Annotated in this window: 18 protein-coding genes; 13 read left to right on the forward strand and 5 right to left on the reverse strand. The window is 28.2% G+C overall.

Annotated features, from left to right (window positions below; translation table 11 throughout):
* Positions 1–20: 20 nt before the first annotated feature.
* Complete coding sequence (locus CNEONATNEC86_RS17945) at positions 21–908, reverse strand: PRD domain-containing protein (protein WP_058296523.1); 888 nt, start codon at positions 906–908, stop codon at positions 21–23.
* Between the two features lie 411 nt (positions 909–1,319).
* On the reverse strand, positions 1,320–2,960 hold the full coding sequence (locus CNEONATNEC86_RS17950) for a nucleoside kinase (RefSeq protein WP_159136520.1): 1,641 nt from the start codon (positions 2,958–2,960) through the stop codon (positions 1,320–1,322).
* Positions 2,961–3,149: 189 nt separating this feature from the next.
* Here CNEONATNEC86_RS17950 and CNEONATNEC86_RS17955 point away from each other — a divergent pair, with 189 nt between their 5' ends.
* From CNEONATNEC86_RS17955 to CNEONATNEC86_RS18010, 12 genes are all read left to right on the forward strand, one after another.
* Complete coding sequence (locus CNEONATNEC86_RS17955) at positions 3,150–3,932, forward strand: YetF domain-containing protein (RefSeq protein WP_159136521.1); 783 nt, start codon at positions 3,150–3,152, stop codon at positions 3,930–3,932.
* Positions 3,929–4,309: a DUF4363 family protein gene (locus tag CNEONATNEC86_RS17960; protein ID WP_125147537.1), complete on the forward strand. Its 381-nt coding sequence runs from the start codon at positions 3,929–3,931 to the stop codon at positions 4,307–4,309. The genes CNEONATNEC86_RS17955 and CNEONATNEC86_RS17960 overlap by 4 nt, the downstream gene beginning before the upstream one ends.
* A 330-nt stretch (positions 4,310–4,639) precedes the next feature.
* A complete protein-coding gene (locus CNEONATNEC86_RS17965; RefSeq protein ID WP_058296527.1) occupies positions 4,640–5,863 on the forward strand; it encodes an argininosuccinate synthase in 1,224 nt (407 codons plus the stop codon).
* A 2-nt stretch (positions 5,864–5,865) separates the two neighbouring features.
* Positions 5,866–7,251: an argininosuccinate lyase gene (gene argH / locus CNEONATNEC86_RS17970; RefSeq protein ID WP_058296528.1), complete on the forward strand. Its 1,386-nt coding sequence runs from the start codon at positions 5,866–5,868 to the stop codon at positions 7,249–7,251.
* Positions 7,252–7,403: 152 nt separating this feature from the next.
* Complete coding sequence (argC, locus tag CNEONATNEC86_RS17975; protein ID WP_159136522.1) at positions 7,404–8,438, forward strand: N-acetyl-gamma-glutamyl-phosphate reductase; 1,035 nt, start codon at positions 7,404–7,406, stop codon at positions 8,436–8,438.
* A 120-nt stretch (positions 8,439–8,558) separates the two neighbouring features.
* Entirely contained in the window at positions 8,559–8,909 is a 351-nt protein-coding gene (locus CNEONATNEC86_RS17980; RefSeq protein WP_159136598.1) for a four helix bundle protein, read from the forward strand.
* 88 nt (positions 8,910–8,997) lie between these two features.
* Complete coding sequence (gene argJ, locus CNEONATNEC86_RS17985; RefSeq protein WP_058296530.1) at positions 8,998–10,221, forward strand: bifunctional glutamate N-acetyltransferase/amino-acid acetyltransferase ArgJ; 1,224 nt, start codon at positions 8,998–9,000, stop codon at positions 10,219–10,221.
* Positions 10,222–10,338: 117 nt separating this feature from the next.
* On the forward strand, positions 10,339–11,199 hold the full coding sequence (gene argB, locus CNEONATNEC86_RS17990; RefSeq protein ID WP_058296531.1) for an acetylglutamate kinase: 861 nt from the start codon (positions 10,339–10,341) through the stop codon (positions 11,197–11,199).
* A 192-nt stretch (positions 11,200–11,391) separates the two neighbouring features.
* Positions 11,392–12,570, forward strand: a complete 1,179-nt coding sequence (locus CNEONATNEC86_RS17995) for an aspartate aminotransferase family protein (RefSeq protein ID WP_058296532.1) — start codon at positions 11,392–11,394, stop codon at positions 12,568–12,570.
* Between the two features lie 71 nt (positions 12,571–12,641).
* Positions 12,642–12,902 carry a hypothetical protein gene (locus CNEONATNEC86_RS18000; protein WP_058296533.1) on the forward strand — a complete coding sequence of 87 codons (261 nt, stop codon included), beginning with the start codon at positions 12,642–12,644 and terminating at the stop codon, positions 12,900–12,902.
* Between the two features lie 155 nt (positions 12,903–13,057).
* A complete protein-coding gene (argF, locus tag CNEONATNEC86_RS18005; protein WP_058296534.1) occupies positions 13,058–13,978 on the forward strand; it encodes an ornithine carbamoyltransferase in 921 nt (306 codons plus the stop codon).
* A 435-nt stretch (positions 13,979–14,413) separates the two neighbouring features.
* Entirely contained in the window at positions 14,414–14,680 is a 267-nt protein-coding gene (locus tag CNEONATNEC86_RS18010) for a hypothetical protein (protein ID WP_159136523.1), read from the forward strand.
* A 244-nt stretch (positions 14,681–14,924) separates the two neighbouring features.
* Here the strand turns inward: CNEONATNEC86_RS18010 and CNEONATNEC86_RS18015 are convergent, their stop codons facing one another.
* The 3 genes from CNEONATNEC86_RS18015 to CNEONATNEC86_RS18025 all read right to left on the reverse strand — a co-directional run bounded on the left by CNEONATNEC86_RS18015 (position 14,925) and on the right by CNEONATNEC86_RS18025 (position 18,178).
* Positions 14,925–15,896 (reverse strand): aldo/keto reductase, encoded by a 972-nt coding sequence (locus CNEONATNEC86_RS18015; protein WP_159136524.1) that lies wholly within the window; start codon positions 15,894–15,896, stop codon positions 14,925–14,927.
* A 120-nt stretch (positions 15,897–16,016) separates the two neighbouring features.
* Positions 16,017–16,910, reverse strand: coding sequence for a hydroxyacid dehydrogenase (locus CNEONATNEC86_RS18020; protein WP_125147543.1), 894 nt, complete (start codon positions 16,908–16,910; stop codon positions 16,017–16,019).
* 230 nt (positions 16,911–17,140) lie between these two features.
* A complete protein-coding gene (locus CNEONATNEC86_RS18025) occupies positions 17,141–18,178 on the reverse strand; it encodes a nucleoid-associated protein (RefSeq protein ID WP_058296538.1) in 1,038 nt (345 codons plus the stop codon).
* A 379-nt stretch (positions 18,179–18,557) separates the two neighbouring features.
* Between CNEONATNEC86_RS18025 and CNEONATNEC86_RS18030 the strand changes: the two genes are divergently transcribed.
* On the forward strand, positions 18,558–19,115 hold the full coding sequence (locus tag CNEONATNEC86_RS18030) for a class IV adenylate cyclase (RefSeq protein WP_058296539.1): 558 nt from the start codon (positions 18,558–18,560) through the stop codon (positions 19,113–19,115).
* The last annotated feature ends 76 nt before the right edge of the window (positions 19,116–19,191 follow it).

Consider the following 19,191-nt stretch of genomic DNA (forward strand, 5'->3'; position numbering starts at 1 on the left):
ACCATATAAATCTATTATAATCAACTCTTTTTATTAAAAAATTTAATATTAAATTTAGTATTCTTGCTTTCCTTTCTAAACCTTTCTATATGCATTGCTAAGTATGCTATCTCACTCTCTGATACTTCTTTATCAAGGTATTTTTCTAATATCTTTGCTGAAGATTCCGCTATTTTATAAGATACCTTATATTTTGACTTAATCTCATAAATAAAGTCATTACCGATTTCTGAATCTGCCAAAATTCTTTTAATAGCAAACTTTATATGAGTTACAAATCTTGCATAATTTAAGGTTTCTTTGTCTATTTTTATATCTAATTGCTTTTCTACACAGGTAATTACCATATTACTTAAATTAGTACTCTTTATTGTGTCATTTAAGTTTCCGCTATTTCTACTTGAATGAATATGCAATGCTATAAGTCCAATTTCATCTTCTGGAATTAATAAATCCAATTCATTTTCTAACATTTTTGCTGCTTTTTCAGCTAACATATATTCTTTTTTATAAAGAACTTTAGTCTCAGTAATAAAAGGATTTTCTATTATTTCTCCATTTACAATTCTCTTTATTGCAAAATTTAAGTGATCAATTAATCCAATATGTATCTTTTCATCCAAATCTTCATTTAAATCACTTGATATTTCTGTTATTATATTTTCACATAAACCAAAAAATTCTTCATCAACTTTCTCAATAACTTGTTTAAAATTCTTAAGATTATCTTCATTCTCCATAACAAAGACTTTTTCAACCTGTGTTCCTTTTGGTATTTTATCACCAAATTTTTTACCAAATCCTATTCCCCTAGAAAATAGCATTTTTTCTTTTCCTGATATTTTTACACAAACTATATTATTATTATACGCTTGTATCACTACCCCTTCATTAACAACAATACCCATGACACGCCTCCTTTTTACTAATATTTCAGCATCATATAATCATAGTATAACAAATCTATTTATATTTCAATTTAAATTATTCGATATTTTATTATGATTTCTTTATTCTGTAAACACTTAGAAATAAATCATATCAACCTTAATAATCATTCATCAGAATCTATTTATTATTATAATATCTTTATTATATCATTTTAGAAATAGGTACTATCATACAAACAAATCCTTTGTGAAGTAACTAATAACATTGTAGCTGTTAAATAGGATAATATGATTGCTACTTCATTCCATTCAAAAATTATAGATGATTTAAGTTTTTAGAATATTTTCAAAACGGATTAATTAAATGAATTTAAATATAATAAATAATGTTGAATTGTATTATACAAATATAATTCAACATTAATATTTTTAATATTCATAAAAACAAGATCCACCTATAAATTCTCTAAGCAAAGAATTCTTCGGCACATCATTTGTATTTATTTCTTTAAAAAAACTTAAAAATGTTATAAGTCTTAGTGCTTCTGAATATACTGGACTTTCTTTCGGAACCTTACTTAATTCCTCTAATGCAAAAGGTTTTAAAACGCCTAATTCATATACCAATGTAGAATTAAAAATCACATCTGCTTCTTCCTGATAAACAAAAATATTTTTCTTTTCTCCACGTTTTATTGCAGGCCACATCTTTAATGTTTCCTCTGCGCCATAACCTCTTGATAAAGAATCTCTTACAATTCTTCTAACTATTCGTGAATCTGTTGTAGAAATTCTATTGTGATCATCTATATTAAGCTGAGTTAATGCTGATATATATATTTTAAAAACATTCTTATTTAAATTATCCCATATTAATTTAGGATTAAGTCCGTGTATTCCTTCTAATATAAGTACTCCATTTTCAGGCAATTGTTCCTTATATCCATTCCACTCTTTCTCGCCAGTTTTAAAATTATAAATAGGAAGTTCAACTTCATTGCCACTCATAAGCTGCTCTAAATCATAATTTAAAAGTTTTAAATCAAGAGCATCAATATTTTCATAATCATATTCCCCACTTTCATCTTTTGGAGTATCTATTCTGTTTACAAAATAATTATCTAATGAAAGTGGTATAGGTATCATTCCATTAACTCTTAATTGAATACTTAATCTATTAGCAAATGTAGTTTTTCCAGAAGATGATGGTCCTGCTATGAGAATTATTTTAATATCCTTTTTATCATATATTCTATCAGCAATATTAGCTATCTTCTTTTCATGCAATGCTTCTGATACCATTATTATATCTTGGAGCTCTCCTGCATCGATTTTTCTATTTAATTCACCAACTTCGCCTATTCCTAATATAGATAGCCATCTTTCAGTTTCAATGAATATACTATTTAAAGATTTTTGATTTTTAAGTTTTGGAATTGTATTTAAATCACTTATATCAGGTCTTCTTAATATAAATCCTGATAAATATTTTTCAACATCAAAAGCTTTTATAACACCTGTTGAAGCTGCTATTTTCCCACAAAAATAATCATACTGACCTTCTAGTTCATATAATCTCACTTCATTTATATTACTATATTTCAACAAATTAATTTTATCTAGCATATTATAATTTTCAAATATTTTAATTGCCTCTTCTTTTGAAACAGATATTGTATTTATTGGTACATCTTTTTTTATTAATTCAATCATTTTTAATTTTATATTTTTCAAATCCTCTTCATTTATATCATATTCATTATAAATCTCACCGTATATTGATTTGCTAAAAGAATGTTGCAATGTTATCCTTGCATTTGGAAACATATCTAATGCACATTTTATAAATATAAATTGTAACGTATTTATATATATCTTCATACCAGCATCAGTATCAAATTTAACTATTTCTATTTTGCCGTCATTTGGTATGTTATCTTTTAAATTATATATATTTCCATCTAACTTGCATGCTGCAATTTCCTTAATATCTTCTCTATGTTTTTCTTCCAATGATTCATAAAAAGTAATTTTCTTTTTATCTAAAACAACTCCATTGTTATTTATCATTAATTTTCCTTCTTTCTTTAATCATCATTTATTCATAATTAGTTATATTATCGTATTTAGTTTTAATATTTCTATTCCTATTATATACATTTATCTTAAAAAGTATAAATGTAATTTTCTTATTAGCTGTCCTAACTATTATGAATTATTTTATATATTTTGCACATATTAATTTTGTGAGGTGTTTTTATGATTATTGTATTTATTAGAACAGCATTGCTTTATTTACTTGTAGTTATAACCATGAGACTAATGGGAAAAAGACAAATCGGAGAACTTCAACCATATGAATTTGTAATAACTATAATGATATCAGATTTAGCATCCTTGCCTATGCAGGATCAGAGACTTCCACTACTCCAAGGAATTATTCCAATAGTAACCTTATTATTTTTAAAAACCATCATAACACAAGTAGAATTAAAATTTCAACGTGCGAGAGATTTTCTAGATGGTGCTCCATGTATTCTTATATATAAAGGAAAGATCAATTATCAAGCTTTAAAAAAGCAACAACTAAATATAGACGAATTATTTGAAGAATTAAGACTTGCTAATTACTTTAATTTAGATGAAATACAATATGCAATTTTAGAAAACAGCGGGCAATTATCTATACTTCCTGCAAATTATAATAGCTCTAGTGGAAGTTCAAATAGCAGTTCATCATCTTCTAGCTGCAGCTGTAATCAGACCAAAAATTCCAGCAGTGCCAGTGGAAGTAATACCACAGACAAGAAAGATAATACTTCAAAAACTCCAGATGCTCAGCTCCCTAAGGTTTTAATATCTGATGGTAAAATAAACAAAAGTTCTTTAACCAGTATAAATAAAGATGAAGAATGGATTAAAGGTGTTTTAAAACGTCATAATATTCCTTCAATAGATGAAGTCCTTATCGCTATGTATGATACAGAAGGAAAATTTAAATTTCAACTATACGGTGACTACGAAAAGGAGTGTAAAAAATGAAGAATGCCATAATCTCTGTAGTTATTTTTCTTAGTTTATTAATTGCTGTAATATTTATAAATAATTCTGTCTTAGATTTATGCGATGATATTAAGGATAAAACTGATGAAATTGAATTAATACTCTTAGATAAAGATAAAGAACTCGCTTATGATAAATCTATAGAATTAATAGATTTTTTGAAAGAAAATGACTTAATAACTTCAATTTATGTTAATCATCAAGATTTTGATACTTTAAAAAATGAAGCTGTTAAATTAAGTATATATATTTCACATGATGATATTAGTGAAGCTAATGCATCTCTTCACGTTATTAAATACGGAGCGGAAACGGTAAAACATCTTCAAAAACCTGGATTAGATAATATCTTTTAAAAAATAACTATATTACTAAAAATATTTATTTTAGTAATATAGTTATTTTTTTAAATGAATTTTATATGCATTTTTATTCAGTACATGCAAATTTTATGCATATATATTTTAGTTCTTTCCTTGCTAAATACTCATAATATTCTTTATATATTTAATATTTTTTGAGTCACACTTTTATTTTTTATGAATATTATTAAAATAGGATGAATATTTTTTCATTTTTCTATTGATTATTTATTCTTTAAAATGTATAATTATAAACAAGCAAATAATTACAATTAGTCATTTATTTTATATTTTTATAGATAGATACGAAGGGGGATTTTTTCGATGAAAAAGTATAACAAGGTTGTTTTAGCATACTCAGGAGGTTTAGATACATCCATTATAATTCCATGGCTTAAAGAAAATTATGGATGTGAAGTAATTGCAGTATGTGGTAATGTTGGACAAGCTGATGAATTAGAAGGCTTAGAAGAAAAAGCAATAAAAACTGGAGCTTCAAAATTATATGTTGCTGATATAGTAGATGAATTTGTAGAAGATTATATATTCCCTACTATTCAAGCTGGTGCAATATATGAAGGAAAATACCTTTTAGGAACTTCTTTTGCAAGACCAATAATCGGTAAAAAATTAGTTGAAATTGCAAAAAAAGAAGGTGCAGATGCAATTTGTCACGGATGTACTGGTAAGGGAAATGACCAAGTTAGATTCGAAATGGCAGTAAAAACTTTTGCTCCAAATTTAGATATTATAGCTCCTTGGAGAACTTGGGATATTAAATCAAGAGAAGATGAAATTGAATATGCAGAAGCAAGAAATATTCCTTTAAAAATTAATCGTGAAACAAACTACAGTAAGGATAAAAATATATGGCACTTAAGCCATGAAGGTTTAGATTTAGAATTTCCTGAAAATGAACCAAATTATGAAAAAATATTAGAGCTTTCTAAAACACTTGAAAATGCTCCTGATAAAGCAACTTATATAACATTAACATTTGAAAAAGGTAAAGCAGTCGCTTTAGATGGTAAGGAAATGAAGCCTGCTGAACTCCTTGAAGCATTAAATGAAATTGGCGGAGAAAATGCTATTGGAATTATTGACATGGTTGAAAATAGACTTGTTGGCATGAAATCAAGAGGTGTTTACGAAACTCCAGGCGGAACTATTCTTTATAAAGCTCATAAAGACTTAGAAGAACTTTGCTTAGATAAAGAAACTTCTCATTACAAAGAACAAATAGCATTAAAATTTGCTGATCTTGTATACAATGGTCAATGGTACACTCCTCTTAGAGAAGCATTAACTGAATTTGTTAATAAGACTCAAGAAACAGTAACTGGAGAAGTTAAATTAAAGTTATATAAAGGAAACATTGTAAATGCTGGTATGACTTCACCTTACTCATTATATAGTGAAGAATATGCTACTTTTGGTGAAGATGGTGTTTATGATCAAGGTGATTCTGCTGGCTTCATTAACTTATTTGGTCTTCCAACTGTTGTTAGAGCTAAAATGCAAGAGAAACTAAAGAAAGAAGGAAAATAATAATGAAACTTTGGGGTGGACGTTTTAAAAAAGGTACTGATAAATTAGTTAACGATTTTAATTCTTCTATTCCGTTTGATTCAAGAATGTATAAAGAAGACATTGAAGGAAGTATCGCACATGCATCAATGCTTGGTGAACAAGGTATAATTCCAAAGGATGCCAGTGATAGAATCATCTCTGGCCTTCTTGAAATTTTGAAAAGAATTGATAGTGGCACAATTGAAATTGATATGACTTCTGAGGATATTCATAGTTTTGTTGAAGGTACTTTGACTTACTATATTGGAGAAAACGGCAAAAAGCTACACACGGGAAGAAGTAGAAACGATCAAGTTGCTTTAGACTTAAAACTATATCTAAAAAAAGTTCTTAAATCTATTCAAAATGATCTTATAGCATTAGAAGAAGTTCTTTTTGAAAAAGCTAAAGAGAATATAGATACAATAATGCCTGGATACACTCATATGCAAAAAGCTCAGCCTATTACACTTTCTCATCATCTTTTAGCTTATGCTGAAATGTTTAAGAGAGATGTTACTAGATTAGCTGACTGCTATGAAAGAATGGACACTATGCCTCTAGGATCTGGAGCATTAGCTGCAACCACATATCCTCTGAACAGAGAATCTGTTGCAAAGACCCTTGGTTTTTCTAAAATAACATTAAATAGTTTAGATGCAGTATCTGATAGAGATCATGCTATTGAAGCATTATCTGCATTTTCAATGATAATGATGCATCTTTCTAGATTTTCTGAAGAAATTATTCTTTGGTGCACAAATGAATTCAGTTTTATAGAACTTGATGATTCATATAGCACTGGAAGTTCTATAATGCCTCAAAAGAAAAATCCTGATGTTGCTGAATTAGTTCGAGGTAAGACTGGAAGAGTTTATGGTGATCTTATGACTTTGCTTACAGTAATGAAAGGAATTCCCCTTGCTTATAACAAAGATATGCAGGAAGATAAAGAAGCTCTTTTTGATGGAATTGATACTGTCACTTTAGCTCTTGAAACATTTACTGGAATGATTAAGACCATGAAAGTAAAAAAAGATAATATGAGAAAAGGAGCTGGACTTGGCTTCACTAACGCAACTGATTTAGCTGACTATTTAGTTAAAAAAGGTGCTGCATTTAGAGATGCTCATGGAATAGTTGGCGAAATAGTTCTTGCATGCATCAAAGATAATAAGATGATTGAAGAATTAACCCTTGATGAGTTAAAAGAATTTTCTCCTATCTTTGAAGATGATGTATATAAAGCTATTGACCTTGTAACTTGTGTTGAAGAACGTAAAGTAATTGGTGGTCCTTCTACTGAATCAGTTAAGATTCAAATTGATGCCTTAGAAAGTTTCATCAATAAGTATAAAGAAAGCTAGTTTATATTTATATAAACATCTAAAGTTAATATATCATGCACAATCCACACAATATATATTTAGAATCTCCTTCTATTATACATTTGTTATTTCTTAATATATATAATGCTGTGAATTGTGCATTGATTTTACTTTAAGGAGGATATTTTAAAATGACTAAAATAGGAATAATCGGTGCTACTGGATATGTAGGCGCTGAGCTTTTAAGATTATTACTTGCACATCCTAATGTTGAGGTTTCAGCATTAAGCTCTGTTTCATTTGAGGGGCAGGGAATTAGTGATGTATATAAAACCTTTTTTAATAAAACAAACTTAGTTTGCGGAAATGCTGATGAGGTTATTGAAAAAAGTGATGTTATCTTTACTGCTCTACCTCATGGATTAAGTGAAGATATAGCTAAAAAAGCAATTGATAATAATAAAATCTGTATTGATATGGGAGCTGATTTCAGATTATCAGATGAATCTGAATATGAAACTTGGTATGGAAAGAAATTTGTTCAACCTGAATTACACAAAAAATGTATATATGGTCTACCTGAATTAAATAAAGAAAAAATTAAAGACTGTAAATTAATTGCGAATCCCGGCTGTTACCCTACCACTATAAATTTAGGTTTAATGCCGCTATTAAAAAATTCTTTAATTGAAACTAAAAATATTATCTGTGATTCTAAATCAGGTACTACAGGATCAGGTAGAAGTTTAACTTTAACTACACATTTTCCTGAAGAAAATGAAACATTTGCACCATATAAAGTTGGGACTCATAGACACACTCCTGAAATAGAAGAAATTTTATCTACCATAGCTGATGAAAAAGTTACTATAACTTTCACTCCTCACTTACTACCTATAAATAGAGGAATTCTATCAACTATTTATTGTACACCTAAAAAAGAAATAGATCTTGAAGAAATTCATAAACTATACATTGATTTTTATAAAGATATGCCATTTGTAAACATACTTCCATTAGGAGAAACAGCATCAATAAAAAATGTACGTTTATCAAATGACTGCTTTATCTCATTACATTTGAATCACAGAAAAGATCAAATAATAGTTTGTAGCACAATTGATAACATGATAAAAGGGGCTGCTGGACAAGCAATTCAAAACATGAATATAATTTTAGGTTTTGATGAAACTGAAGGTCTTAATTTAATTGCACCAGCTTTTTGACAATTCACAATGCACAATTCACAATTAAATAATATTAATTACTTGTTTTTTTAGAAATGAATATATTTCATTTCTTTGGTTAAGTATTTATAACAAAATACTTATCTAGGAGTGATTTTTCTGAGTGAAAATATAGTAAGAGAGAAATCTTTTAAATTTGCATTGGATATCATTAATTTATATAAACATTTAACCGTGATACAAAAAGAATTTATTTTATCAAAACAGATACTCCGTTCAGGTACTAGTATAGGTGCTAATGTTAGAGAAATCCTAAGAGGTCAATCACGGCGTGATTTCTTGTCCAAAATGAACATAGCTTTAAAGGAAGCTGAAGAAACTGAATATTGGCTTGAATTATTAATTGAATCTGATTATTTAGATACTAAACATTATTATTTCTTATACAATAATTGTAAAGAACTATGCAGGATTTTACATTCAATTGTAAAAACTACCAACATAAATTAATCAATGCACAATTCAAATCAAAAACTACAATAACTACAACTGTGAATTTTGAATTTTGAATTGTGCATTGACGAAGGGGGTTATTATTATGAATTTTAATTATATAAAAGGTGGAGTTACCGCTCCAAAAGGATTTTTGGCATCTGGTATTCACTGTGGATTGAAAAAAAGCAATTTAAAAAAGGATTTAGCATTGATATATTCTGAAGTTCCTGCTGCTGCATCTGGTATGTTTACTAAAAATAAAGTTAAGGGAGCTCCAATATCAATTTCTAAAGATCATTTATCTAATAAAAAAGCTCAAGCAATAATCGTTAATAGCGGAAATGCTAATACATGTAATGGCACAGATGGTCTGAATAAAGCAAAAAAAATGACATGTCTACAAGCTAAAGAATTAAATTTAAAAGCAGATGACATTTTAGTTGCATCTACAGGGGTAATTGGGGTTCCCTTAAATATTGATGCAATAAAATCTGGAATTCCACTCCTTACACAAAAATTATCTAAAGAAGGTCATGATGATGCATCTTCTGCTATCATGACTACTGATACAGTAAAAAAAGAATTAGCATTAGAATTTACCATTGGTGATAAGGTAGTAACTATTGGAGCTATGGCTAAAGGTTCAGGAATGATTGAACCTAATATGGGGACAATGCTTTCATTTATTACTACTGATATTGCAATTACTCCTGAGTTATTAGACGAAGCTCTTAAATCTTGCGTAAAAGTTACTTATAACAGAGTTAGTGTAGATGGTGACACAAGTACAAATGATTCTGTATTTATATTAGCTAATGGATTAGCTGAAAATAATCTTATCTCTGAAAAAAATGAAGATTATGAAACTTTTCTTAAAGCACTTACAGATTTAAATACAATAATGGCAAGAAATATTGCTAAAGATGGTGAAGGTGCTACTAAACTTTTAGAATGTAAAATCTCAGGTGCAAAAACTGAAGAAGATGCTTCTATTTTAGGGAAAAGTGTTATAAATTCTCCACTTGTTAAAACAGCTATGTTTGGAAGTGATGCTAACTGGGGTAGAGTTCTTTGTGCTCTTGGATATGCAAATATTAACTTTGATCCTGAAAAAGTTGATGTATCTTTCCAAAGTTCAAAAGGTGAATTAAATGTATGTAAATCTGGTAGTTCTCTAGATTTTGATGAAGATAAAGCAAAAGAAATATTAAGTGAAGATGAAATAATAATTGATATAAATCTAAACTCCGGAAAATATGGGGCAGTAATTTGGGGCTGCGATTTAACTTATGAATATGTAAAAATTAATGGCGATTACAGAAGTTAATTCAATGCACAATTCAAAATTCACGATTCACAATTAAGGATTAAAATCCATTAAAGGATTTTCTTTTCTAATTGTGAATTGTGAATCATGAATTGACTAAATTGAGGGGGGATTTTTTTGGAATTAAATCATACACAACAAGCTGAAATTCTAGTTCATGCTCTTCCATATATTCAAAAATATCGTGGAAAAATTATCGTAGTTAAATATGGTGGAAATGCTATGATAAGTGAAGAACTTAGAGAAACTGTTATAAATGATATTATATTAATGAAATGCGTCGGAATAGAACCTGTTGTAGTTCATGGTGGTGGCCCTGACATATCTGACTTACTAAAAAGATTGAATCATAAAAGTGAATTCATAAATGGACTAAGATATACGGATGATGTAACAATTGAAGTAGTTCAGATGGTTCTTGGCGGAAAAGTAAATAAAAATCTTGTATCACTGATTGAGAAATTTGGTGGAAAAGCCATTGGATTATGCGGTATGGATGGTTCATTACTAAAAGCTAAAAAATTAAAATCAGATGTTGATCTTGGCTATGTTGGTGAAGTTACTGAAGTAAATACAGATATATTAAAAATGGCTATGAGCTCTGGATACATTCCTGTAGTAGGTAGTGTAGCTCTAGGCGAAGATGATAATAAAGCATATAACATAAATGCTGACACATGTGCATCAAAAATTGCATCTGCTCTAAAAGCTGAAGAATTAATGCTTTTAACTGATGTTCCAGGAGTTATGAAAGATCCTAGTGATCCTTCTACTTTATATCATAGCTTAAGATTGCATCAAATTCCTAAGTTATGTTTAGAAGGCATAATTAAAGGTGGTATGATTCCTAAAATTGATTGTTGCGTCGAAGCTGTCAGAATGGGCGTTGAAAGAGCAATCATATTAGATGGACGTATTTCTCATTCAATCCTTCTAGAATTATTCACTCCAGAAGGTATAGGAACAATGATACATTAAAATAATTCACACTTCAAAATGCACAATTTAAAGAAGAACTATTTACAGAATTTCTTCAAATTATATATTGCACAGATTTTAGTAATATAAAATCTATTACTAAAAATAATACTTAGATATTTCTAAGAAATATCTTCAATAATTGTGCATAGTGAATTGTGAACTATAAATTGAATAAATGGAGGTTTTCTTATGTCATACGATTTTAACGAAGCATCAAGTCATATTATGAATACTTATGGACGATTAGATCCACTTATCACTCATGGTGAAGGTGTTTATTTATATGATAAAGATAATAATAAATATCTAGATTTTACTAGTGGAATAGGTGTAAGCAGCCTAGGTTATGGAAATGAAAAATGGATAGAAGCTACATCAAATCAGCTAAAGACTCTAGCTCATGCTTCAAATATTTTTCATACAGAACCTGCAGCTAAAGTTGCAAAAAAATTAACTGAAATAGCTAAAATGAGCAAAGTATTCTTTGGTAACTCTGGTGCTGAAGCTAATGAAGGTGCTATAAAATTAGCTAGAAAATATAGCTATGAAAAATATGGTGAAGGTAGGAATACTATACTTACATTAATCCAATCATTCCACGGACGAACAATAACTACATTAAAAGCAACTGGTCAAGAAAAATTCCACAAATACTTTTATCCATTCACTGAAGGATTTAATTATGTAGTTGCAAATGATCTTGATGACTTTAAATCTAAGCTTACAAACGATGTTTGTGCAATAATGCTTGAAGCCATTCAAGGTGAGGGTGGAGTTATTCCACTAAATAAAGACTTTGTACAAGCAGTTGTTAAAATCTGCAATGAAAAAGACGTTCTTGTTATCTTTGATGAAGTTCAATGTGGTATTGCTAGAACTGGTAAGATGTTTGGATATAATAACTTTGATGTTGAAGCAGACATCGTTACTGTCGCTAAAGGATTAGGTGCTGGCCTTCCTATTGGTGGATTCCTTTGTTCTTCAAAGCTTGAAAATGTTTTTAAGCCAGGTGATCATGGTTCAACATTCGGTGGAAATCCTGTTGTATGCGCTGGCGCTGAAGTTGTTTTAGATGAATTATGTAATGAAAAATCTTTTAACGAAATTGCTGAGAAAGGTGAATATGTTAAGGATTTAATACTAGATGCAAATAATCCAAATGTTCTTGCTGTCAGAGGAATGGGCTTAATGATAGGAGTCAAAGTTGAATGTTCCCCTAAAGATGTACAGATAGCTGCTTTAAAAAAGGGATTATTAGTTTTGACTGCTGGAAGTGATACAGTTAGATTCTTACCACCTCTAGTTATTTCTAAAGATGAATTAAAAAGTGGTGTTGATATTTTACTTGATGTTTTATCTACTATATAGGAATATATATTAATTTCAAATTATATAATTTTCTAAAGTAATATTATTTATTGAAGGAGAAGTCTATTATCATGAGTGAAGAAGATTTAAGAATCAAAGAATTGCTAATTGAGAATGACCGATTAAAAAACAAAATTGAGAATTTAAAAAAAGAAAACAAGACTTTATATGATGAATATCTAAATTACATGGAGTATTCAGAGCTAACAATTCTTGATTTATCAGTAGAAATTAATAGACTCAAGGGAATTGATAACACAATGTCAAATAAAGAATTTCAAGAATTATTTAATGAATGCAAGCTCAATGAGCTTGAATACTATTCTTCTTAAATAGATTAATTCTTGTAAAATTCTAAACTTCAAGTCTTAAATAATATAACTATAATTTAAATTATAGTTATATTATTTACGTAATTATTAATTAATTATATTTAAATAATGTTATGATTTATTCATTTCTTTTGCTATATTATTGGGGGATTTTTATGAAAAAAGATTTATTACGAATTGACACCTTATCTAAGGATCAAATATTAGACATTTTAAACTTAGCTGATCAATTAAAATATGAACAAAAACACGGAATTGAACATCCACTTCTTAAAGGAAAGACATTAGGTATGATTTTTGAAAAAGCATCCACAAGAACTCGAGTTTCTTTTGAGACTGGTATGTATCAGTTAGGTGGAAATGCGTTATTTTTAAGCCACAAGGATCTACAAGCTGAAAGAGGTGAGCCTGTAGAAGACACCGCAAGAACTCTTTCAAGATATGTTCAGGGAATACTTATAAGGACTTTTTCTCAAGAAGATCTTGAAACTTTTGCCAAATATTCAACTGTCCCTGTTATTAATGGCCTAACAAATGATGAACATCCTTGTCAGGTATTAGCTGATTTAATGACAATAAGAGAAAATAAAAATATTCTCGAAGGTTTAAAGGTTGCATTTATTGGAGATGGTCATAACATGGCAAACTCTCTTATGATTTCTTGCCTAAAAGTTGGGATGAATTTCTCAATTGCTTCTCCAGAAGAATATATGTCACCTAAATCTTATATTTTAAGAGCTAAAGAAATTGCAGAAAGAGAAAGTGTTGAATTTATTGTCACTACTTCCCCTGAAGAAGCTGTTCAGAATGCTGATGTAGTAATAACTGATGTTTGGACTAGCATGGATCAAGAAGATGAATCTGAAAAAAGACTTCAAGCTTTTAAAGAATACCAAGTTAATTGGGACTTATTAAAGCACGCTGATGAAAACGCAATTGTTCTTCATTGCCTTCCCGCTCATAGAGAACAAGAGATAACTTCTGAAGTTTTAGAAGCCTTTTCTGATATAATATTTTCTGAAACAGAAAACAGATTGCATGTTCAGAAAGCCATACTTTGTAAACTTATGAAATAATAATTTAACTTTCTTCATAAACATATATGTATATAAAAAACTCTGATTCTTATATAAACAAAGATTTAGAGTTTTTTACTTTTATTTTCATTTATTTTATGCAATCATCAACATTTTGCGTAAAATGAGCTCATCTGTTCTTAATATCCTATCTCTGTACTCTACTTAATACATCTTTATATATAAGTTCATATTTCAATTTCATAATTTCTTATTATCTCGTAACTTTGCTTACTAAGGATTGATATTTTTTTTCAAGAGGTATATAAATAATATTGTAGCAATGTATTATCTTAATAATAATCCTGTTACAGTTACAAACTATGATTTAGAAATTTAACTTAAATATAATTTCTATTTTGCAATAAATACAAAAGGCTATCACATACTATTTTATTAGACAACCTCTATATTAATTTCAAGGAGGAAGCTTTAATGAATTTTGATCATCAAAAACGAATAACTCTTCTATCTGACATAAAATTTATACTAGGAAAATTAGACTCCAGAAATCAGCAGCCATTAATTGATACACTAATTGAATGTGCTGAAATCTTAGAAAACTCTAGTAAAGAACTTGAACCTTCAATCAATACTACTATAAGTAAAATCGAAAAATGCATTTTAGAAAATGAAATTAAGAATGCTCCTAATGAAATTTCTGATTTAATAAAATCATGCACTGCATTTTTACCAAATTAATCAGTATCATTATTATAAAAACATTTTAAGTATTAAAAATAATGTATTTTTTACAAACATAGATATCCATAAGGATTATTATTTTTATAAATTGCAAAAGTATATTTTTCATATTTGTAGTATATTTCTTTTTTTACAACTACAATATGTAAAAATAAACATAATATTAAAAAGCTCGATGCTTATAGCACCGAGCTTTTTAATCTAGCTAATCATATTTTTATAAGCATGTTTATTATATAGTCTATAAAATATTACCTTTTAATATTTCCTCTATCTTATCTAATTCTTCTTTTGAGAACTTTAAATTTTCTATTGTTTTTACATTATCTTCAATTTGTTTCACACTGCTTGCACCAATAATTACAGAAGTTAAATCTTCTCGTAAATTCCAAGCTAACGCCATTTGTGCGAGGGTTTGTCCTCTTTCTTCTGCAATTTTATTAAGCTTAATCACTTTATCTATCTTTTCTTCTGTTACATCAGTCTCGTGTAAATATAAACTGTGTTTAGCTATTCTTGAATCTGATGGTATTCCTTTTATATATTTATTAGTAAGAAGCCCTTGTGCAAGGGGACTAAAAGCAACAGTTCCAACGCCATTTTCTTTATGAACTTCAAACTGCTTTCCTTCTATTCTTCGTTCAAACATAGAATATCTTAATTGATTTACTATACATTTGGTACCCAGTTCATTTAAAATTTTGCAAGCCTTTTCTGTTTGCTCCGGATTATAATTTGATATTCCAACATATAGTGCTTTTCCTTGCCTTACAATTAAATCTAATGCAGACATAGTTTCTTCTAATGGTGTTTCTGGATCAAATCTATGATGATAAAAAATATCTACATATTCTAGATTCATTCTTTTTAAACTTTGATCTAAGCTAGAAATTAAATATTTTTTAGATCCTCCATCATTATATGGTCCACCTTCCCACATATCGTATCCTGCTTTCGTTGCAATAACCATTCTGTCTCTGTCATTAGATGAAAAATTTTTTTTAAGTATTCTTCCTAAAGTCTCCTCTGCAGAACCATCAAAAGGTCTCCCATAATTATTTGCTGCATCAAAATAAGTGATTCCCATTTCAAATGCTCTTTTAAAAATAGCTTCACTATTTGAATAAACATCACCATCTCCAAAGTTATGCCATAATCCTAAAGATATTACTGGTAATTTTAATCCACTATTTCCACACTTTCTATATTCCATTTTTATACCTCCATTGCTTATAATCTAAACCATTCTGAAATTGTTTTCTTTCAGTATATAACAATTATATATGTTAATTATATTTTAAGTAAAGGTATCTTGAATTATTTCAAAAATATATCATACTTTTTCTAAAATTCCTTTTACAACAGCCATTCCAACACGGTATAATGCTTCATCTGTATTTGCTCCAATATGAGGCGTAGCAACAAAATTATTAAGACTAAGAAGTGGATTATCTAAGGTGGGTGGCTCAGTTACAAAGACATCACATGCTGCACCTGCAATGTGCTTATTTTTCAAGGCATTATATAAGGCTTTCTCATCTACCACCTTACCTCTTGAAGTATTTATTAAATATGCTGTCTTTTTCATGAGTTTAATCTTTTCATTATTAATCATATTAACTGTAGAATTATTTAGTGGTACACCAATATTAACAATGTCAGAACTTCTAAGTACTTCTTCTATAGATGAACAATATTCTATTTCAAGCTCTTTTGCTTTTTCCTTAGTAAGCGATCTTGAGTATCCTATTACATTCATTCCAAATCCATATTTCATTATCTTAGCAGCACGAATAGCAATATCTCCAACACCAATTAACCCAAATGTTTTTTGTCTTAATTCAATTCCTTTTAATTCAGATGGTGCATTATCTATCTCTCTCCCTTCTCCTATTAATTTTCCTGCTAATGAAATTTTTCTGGTAAGGCTAAGGGTAAGACCAACTATCAGCTCTGCAACTGAATCTGCATTTTGGTGTGGCGTTGAAAAAACATGAATTCCTCTTTTCTTAGCTTCATCCATGTCAACCCCATCTATCCCTGTTCCATGTATAGCTATAACCTTTAGATTCTTGGCCTTGTCCATTGTTTCTTTTGTAATTTGAAGATTTCTGTTTATAATGGCATCAACTTCATTTATCTTATTCCAATCACTTATTATTTCTGAATTCATTTCTAAATATTTTCGTGCTTCTGAATGAATAAATTCACATAAAAATACCTTCATTTTTTAATCCCCACTCATTCTATATTTCTATTTTATTTTCTCGAAAACTCATATTGTCGTTCATAATTTATTTTTACTTACATATGAGTATTATACTATATTTAATTAAACATAATATATAACATAAATATACTATCCTAATTTTACTTATTAAAGTGCTATGTGAAAACATGTAATTTACCATATAACAAAAGAGATTCTATAACAAATAATCTCTTTATAATCTACAATTATTTTTCTATATAATTAATGACATTCTTTATAATTAAATTAATACTGCCATCACCATTTCTCACGACCTCAAATTTTTGTTGATCGTGATATGTTTCTTCATTTATATATAAATCAATTTGTTTATCTATATTGAGTCTTACTCTTTTTAATTTTTTATCAACCCATGTTTTATCAATTGCCACTTCCTCTTTTAATCCTTGGGATTTTATATAATTAGTGAAATCTTCTTTAACTTGTGGCGTCTCATTAAATAGTTCATGGGAAAATTCTTCAATATTTATACTATCTTCTTCCTTTAACTTAGTCTTAATAGCAGTTCTTACCTCTTCTGCTTTCTCTGCATTATCAGTAATATTTTTTCTAGTCCAATTTTCTGCTGCTTTAACAAATGTTTTAGTCATATCGCGTTCATTTGTTACAATACTTGCCCCTAAAAATGTACCTATAAAATAATTTGCTCCATATTCATCATCTTTTGATGCTTTTTGTTTATCTAAAACCATAAGGTTATATTTTTCATCTTCTCTTATAGGCTTAATAAAAGCTGCCTTTTGAATCCTTTGCCCACTTCCCGGCAAGCCAGCACTTTGTGGAACTATTCCTATACCTATTTTTTCATCAATAAACTGTACTTCATGAGTAAAGTTTTTAACATAATCCATCTTTAAAATAGCAATCATTGGCCCTTGATCTGTAGTTAATGATGCTACTATAAGATCAGCTGATGGAATATTTTCATTAGTCTGAATTATTATAAATAATTGTCTTGCTAATTCTTTTGATAGGTTTATCAAGTCATTATCTATACCATTTAAATAATCTTGAACTACCTCTTTAACTATATTTCGTTCTGGATTAAAAGCTGCATATTTTAGTTCATCATCTTTAAAACATTTTTCTATATGTTTATATAAAAATTTATATATATCTTCATTTAATTCTAAACTATATTCATTAAGTACAGGTGTACTTCCATTGCTATCTAATATATGTATAACTGCCTCGTTTATGTTTATATCATTAATGTATTCCATTAAATTCACTCCTACTTTTGTAAATAAAATAAAACTTATTAATCTCAAATTTTATCATTTAAATTCTGCTACAACTAATTATATAATATTTGCTTATCCAATTAAACTTAATCTTCATTATTTATATTCTACTATATAAAACTCTAAAATAGTAACTTTTAATCCTTTCGTTCATATGAATATATAATCAAAAAGAATCTATATTATATTAAATATCCATTCAGAGAAAAATGAAAGTACTATTGAAAAATAAAAGTAGTATTAAAGAATTTAAAATTTAATAATTTTCAAATGTTATATTTATAATTCTTAAAAAATTATTATTGTTATTACCTTTCTTATAAACTAAAATATTAATTACGAAAGGAATGGTTATTTTATGGAATTAGAAACTAGAATTGTTGATATTGATGTAGATAATATAAGAGATATTCTTACTTTAAACAACGCTGAAAAGGTTAAAAGCGAAGATCAAGTTAATGATATTTATGATTTTGAAGATGGCAGATTATTAGCAAAAAAAGGGTATGCTCGTATAAGAACTATTGAAGATAGACTTAATAAAAGAACAATATACTATATGACTACAAAAAAAATGATTTCACAAAATAAATTCAAAGTAATGGAAGAAAATGAAGTTATTATTGACAATAAAGAAATGGGTGAAGGAATTTTTAAATCTCTTGGATTAATCTTAAAAGAATCTAATAAAAAATATAGAGAAAGCTATAAAATATTTGATTCATTAGTTGAAATAGATATAAATGATAAGAACTTCTGTCCTTTCCCATATATAGAAATTGAAACTAATTCTGAAGAAAAATTAGATAAAATAGTTAAATTATTAGGATATACTATAGAAGATACTACTTCACAAACAATTTATGAAATTCTTTCAGAAAGAGGAATAACTCCAAATTCACCTAAAGGTGTGTAAACTTTGGGATAAATGGTAACACATAAATAGAGATCTCATGTTCTTCTAAAATGAAACCTATGCAGAACATGAGATC

It is taken from the genome of Clostridium neonatale (assembly GCF_900465025.1).
GTDB classification, from domain to species: Bacteria; Bacillota; Clostridia; order Clostridiales; family Clostridiaceae; genus Clostridium; species Clostridium neonatale.